A 4749-nucleotide genomic window follows, 5' to 3' on the forward strand; every position below is an offset into this window, starting at 1 on the left:
GCTGTTTCAACCGCCGCATTGTCCTGAGTTAAACCCGATTGAGCAGGTTTGGCAATATCTCAAGCGGCGGTTTCGCTGGCATCTGCCCAAGACTTTAGAGGAGTTGCGACAGTGGATGACTCAGAAAATTCAGGCATTGTCTCCGGAGACGATCGCATCAATCACAGGGCGAGCATCCATTCTAGAGGCACTATCTGTAGCCGGAATTTAGAGATTTGGTATTAATTGGCATTAATAGCTATCTAGAAATGGGTGAACCAAGTGCGATCGACACTGAAGACATTGCTACCCTAGCACTCTTATTTGAAAATTAGAACGATAAAGGTGCAGAGCCAGAGCCACAAGTAATGATGGGATAAGCTCTGTCAGAATTGCGGGGGCTGACTTTGGGCATGGGAGGTGCGATCGTTGAAGCTCGAACGGACTGGCAAATCGTTGCAGCCGCGCCTAACTGTGTACTGCCTTGATCTCTTGAAGGTTCTGAGGAGATGACTGCGATATAGCTTTTTATGCCTGCTTTTTTCGGACGAGCAATCAATATCAGTTGATTCCCTTTGGATGAAAGCTGAAAGTGGTAATTTTGCGTTGATGTGGAATTTAGTCCAAGTTCAATCAGACGCTTTGCAAACTGATCAGTTTCAACTCGATGCAGAATTGCAGATCGGATCAAAGTTGTCATGACAAATTGCCCTTCACCAGAGGTCGATCGTTCTGCCTCTGACAGTTGGGTTAGAGGTACGATCGCTGTTTCTGAAACCTTTTGGAACTGTACTTCATCTCGAAAAGCTGTTGGGCGCTTTCGAGGAGATTCTGTTGGGCGCAGTTGTAGCTTCAAAGTTCGCGGATTCGGGATTTCTACAATCGTCTGAATCACGTTATGATCACCCTCAAAGCTCAGATCGATATGCATGGGGTTAGGTTTTGGATCTAGCTGATAGTTCGCCCAATATGCTCGTAGTCCTTGCCGATTTCCAGCCGGAACAGCAACGACGAGTTTCCCGGTTGATGTAAAGCGAAAGATGAGTGGCATCGACATTTTCGTTTCTTTGTAAATCCCTTCCCAGCGTCCCACAATCTGCTGAGAGGCTTCGGAAGTGGGCTGTGCTAGTACAAGCGCGGGCAAGAGAACGAGACTACTGCAAATTGTGAACCAGTTGGCTAGTTTCATGTTTAGTCCTTAGATTACAGATCAAGATGATTTCAAATTCAGGGCTTGTTCTAGAAGCGCGATCGCTTTTGCGGTTTGCTTTTGATCTAGATAGAGATTCGCGATCGCAATCAAACTTTTCCGCATCGTATTTGTAGGACGAGAATACTTTGTGAGTAATTTCTGAGCTTCATCGGGTTGTTTTGCTGCACTCGCTTCTGAAACTACAAATTCAAGAATCGATGCTTTGAAATCGCAGTATTGATCAGGAATACGCTGGAGAAACTGATCGGCTTTCGCAAAGTTACGGGCGCGACTGTAAAATGTTGCTAGACTTCCCAAATTCATCACGATGGAACCTTCTCGCGATCGCTGAACTGGAACTGCTTCAATCTTTGATGAATTTCGCTGAGTTGGTTTGAAATCTGGGGCTTTGAGCCGGACATGCTCAAAGAATCGCCATAGTGCTGATTCATCCGGATTGGGTGCGTCGAGCAGTAGCGGATCAAACATTGAGAGACTGGTTTTTTGCGATCGCGATAGTTCTTCAAAGTTCCGAGCCTGTTCATCTAACAATTGATTGGCTTGCTCAAGTTCACCTGCATCGGCGAATTGCACTGCGACTTTGTATCTGAGCGGTTGGATCTTTTGCTCGGTGACGAATGCTAATGCCTCTTTGAGTAACGGGCGTGATTTGGTGTAGTAGCCAACTTGATTCAGTACATAAGTTGTTTGCAGTAACAGCGTAATGTCCATATCCTGACCTCGCATCGCTGCAACAATGCGATCGCTGATGGCTGTCTGATTCGCTTGTGCTGCTTTGTAAGCGATCAGGGCTTGCAGTTTTGGTTCTACAAAAGCTGAGATGGCTGCTGCCTGTCTCCATTGTCCTTTGTGAAGAAGATGGTGGACAATCCTTTGAGCCGTTTCTCCTTGCAGTTGAGAATCTTTAATCGATAGCAGAAATTTTTGGCTTTGTTGAAAATTACCTTGCTCTGCAAATTGTCGTGCGATCGCGGATCGAGTGACATCTTTAGCATGAAAACTAAAAGAGTCTGGATCAGCTTTATCAGGAAGTTTCTGGAGCAGATCTGAGACTGCTGTGAGATTGTTAATTGCGGCGTGAGCAAGGGCAAGGTGATGAGTCCAGTCAGGATGAGTCGAAAGTTGACCTGGTGCGATCGCGCTATTTAGTTGATTGAGTTCAGTGAGTGCCCGTTTCGGCTGACCAATGTATGCAAATTCCTGAGCAATTTTGATCCGACTTGATATATCCCGAGCGTCCGATGGCGCTTGCTTGGCTAAAAATTCTAACAGCGATCGCGCTGCCTCAAAATCTCCTGCCTGACGATAGACAACTGCCAAATTAACCCACTCAGAAAGCCGATCTTCTTCTGTCAGGAGCAATCGCATCCTTTCTGCAATTTTCCGAGTCTCAGGGCGATTCGGATAAAGCTCTGCAAGAACTATCCACCAAAGTAGTTTGCCGTTATCAATTGGAAGTCGATCAACTACGTTCAGCATCCAATCAACCTGATTCTTCTCAGGTAAAGTGCGCGTCGCAAGAAAAATCGCGTCGATATCTCCAAATCCAGTGAGTTCAAGCTTGGGCAGTTGTGCAGTCGCGGCAGCTTGATCTCCAGCCATCAAATACTGAATCATCACTAAGGTTGTGAGATCTTTCGGTTCTAACTTGAAGCGCGATCGAATCTGTTCATTGACCTGAGCGGCTCGGTTCGGTTGACCCGCTCTGAACAATGCTACTGCTATCTCTGCCATTTCTCTACTTTGCTGACTTTTAGCGATTTGAGAATCAGGAGATGGGTGAGAAACAGAAGCTCCATCAAGACCGACACAGGCTTGAGCGAGGCTGACCGTCGGAGTGCTAACGAAAGACAGCAAGGCCAGAAAGGTGATAGATAGAGATTTATACATCGAGCGTCGTGAATTACCTATGAATCGGTATAGAGTATTGCGATCGCGAGGAGATGCAGTTCAGAAATTTTCTTCTCAACGCACTTCCGAGCCCTTACAAATTGCTAGTATCGGTAGAACCTGGGCGAACTATTCACAATTTGTTCAACCTTGCAATCTTTTCCGCCAGCCGATTGGCAGGCTCTACGAGCATTGCGTTCTGCTCGACGGCGCTTTTCATGAAAACCCTGATATAAAGTTCCTTTGCTGTCCTTCACAACCACCAAAAATCCATTGCTAAACTCATTGGCAAGACGACAATTTTGAAGTTTGGTCGTGCAGAGATTCATTGCATCAATTTTTGCTTGTTCTCGGCTGTTATACTCCGCTGTCCAAGCAAAATTGGGTCTACCATCCGGATAGTTTCCCCAAACGAGCGCACCATGAGAGTGCTTCCAGTACCCAGAGGGTCGAGAAGGTTGACTCGGAGCCGGATCATTCCCTGGGATTGGGGCACAACCGATCCATCCTGCATTGCCCCCACCTTGCTGATATGTCCCTGGAGGGCAAATATTTCCTGCGTGTGCTGGCACGTTCGAGATTACGGCACTGGTTAAGGTGACAGCGATCGAGAAAGCAGGCAAAGCGAGTTTTGTAGATAGAGAAGAGCATCTGACGAGATTCATGGATACTTCTGGAAATGAATGCAAGTTGATAATGATTAAAAGCAACTTGGGTTGCTCTTGTGTGGGTTTAAGTTCCACATTGAGGAAGGTTATGCAAGCTCACAGAAATTTAAGAAGGTCTACCCCGCTTTAGAGGGTGTTTTAAAAGTCGGAGTCGGTCAAATTTTATGCCAATCTCCTAACCATGATCCGAATCATTGCTAAGTAAATCCAAGTCTCTGAAGTTTCTGGAAGTAACTCATAATCCCGAACTAAGCGACGACAGTGCATCAGCCAGCCCAGAGTTCGTTCCACCACCCATCGCTTTTTGAGCAGGACAAAGCCTTTGGTTTGTTCCGGGCGTAAGACTACTTGGACAATCCAACGACAGATGGTGACCACCCAGTGCATGAAGGGAAAGCCATCGAAGCCGCCATCCACCCAAATCGTGTGTAGACGAGACACGGCTTTCCCGCGTTGTCGCACCCGCTGGCGGACAGTTTTGCCGCCGGCGCGTTCTGGGGTGCTGGCAGCAGTGACAAAGACCCGTAAGATCAATCCCAGCGTATCGACCGTGATGAATCGCTTGCGCCCCTTGATCACCTTACCTGCATCAAATCCGATTGCGGCATGCACTCCTGCCGCACTTTTCACGCTTTGGCTATCGACAATTGCTTCAGATGGACTCGGAGAGCGCCCGACTTCGATGCGGATGCAGCGATAGAGACGGTCGTGAATGCTCAACCAGGTTCCATCCTTACGCCAATTACGAAAGTAAGTGTAGACCGTTTGCCAAGCTGGAAAATCTCCAGGTAACGCTCGCCACCGCACTCCTTCGACTAAAACATAAAAAATTGCATTGAGAATGTCCCATAAGTCTACTTCTCGCGGTCGTCCGCCAGGTTTTGCATCAGGTAGCAGGTCGCTCAACAATTCATATTGGGCAGGAGTGAGGTTACTGGGATACGATTTACTCATGTAGCTCTCTCGGTGCTGTGCTTTTACGTATTTACAGCTTATGAC

5 protein-coding genes are annotated in these 4749 nt (G+C 47.2%); 1 reads left to right on the plus strand and 4 read right to left on the minus strand.

Annotation, left to right across the window (positions count from 1 at the left end):
* The coding region (locus tag J0L70_RS31900; RefSeq protein WP_287457338.1) for a transposase at positions 1 to 211 on the plus strand (211 nt) is incomplete at its 5' end.
* A gap of 99 nt (positions 212 to 310) precedes the next feature.
* On the opposite strand, the gene J0L70_RS31905 is transcribed toward J0L70_RS31900, so the two are convergent.
* The 4 genes from J0L70_RS31905 to J0L70_RS31920 form a co-directional block, all read right to left on the minus strand.
* Positions 311 to 1168, minus strand: coding sequence for a type IV pilin-like G/H family protein (locus J0L70_RS31905; RefSeq protein ID WP_287457339.1), 858 nt, complete (start codon positions 1166 to 1168; stop codon positions 311 to 313).
* 21 nt (positions 1169 to 1189) lie between these two features.
* Positions 1190 to 3082, minus strand: a complete 1893-nt coding sequence (locus J0L70_RS31910; RefSeq protein WP_287457340.1) for a tetratricopeptide repeat protein — start codon at positions 3080 to 3082, stop codon at positions 1190 to 1192.
* A gap of 104 nt (positions 3083 to 3186) precedes the next feature.
* Entirely contained in the window at positions 3187 to 3747 is a 561-nt protein-coding gene (locus tag J0L70_RS31915) for a DUF4189 domain-containing protein (protein ID WP_190649203.1), read from the minus strand.
* A 165-nt stretch (positions 3748 to 3912) separates the two neighbouring features.
* Positions 3913 to 4704: an IS5 family transposase gene (locus tag J0L70_RS31920; RefSeq protein ID WP_287457342.1), complete on the minus strand. Its 792-nt coding sequence runs from the start codon at positions 4702 to 4704 to the stop codon at positions 3913 to 3915.
* Between the last annotated feature and the right edge of the window lie 45 nt (positions 4705 to 4749).

Origin of the sequence: Leptolyngbya sp. UWPOB_LEPTO1, assembly GCF_017302695.1 — a bacterium.
GTDB lineage: Bacteria > Cyanobacteriota > Cyanobacteriia > Leptolyngbyales > Leptolyngbyaceae > Leptolyngbya > Leptolyngbya boryana.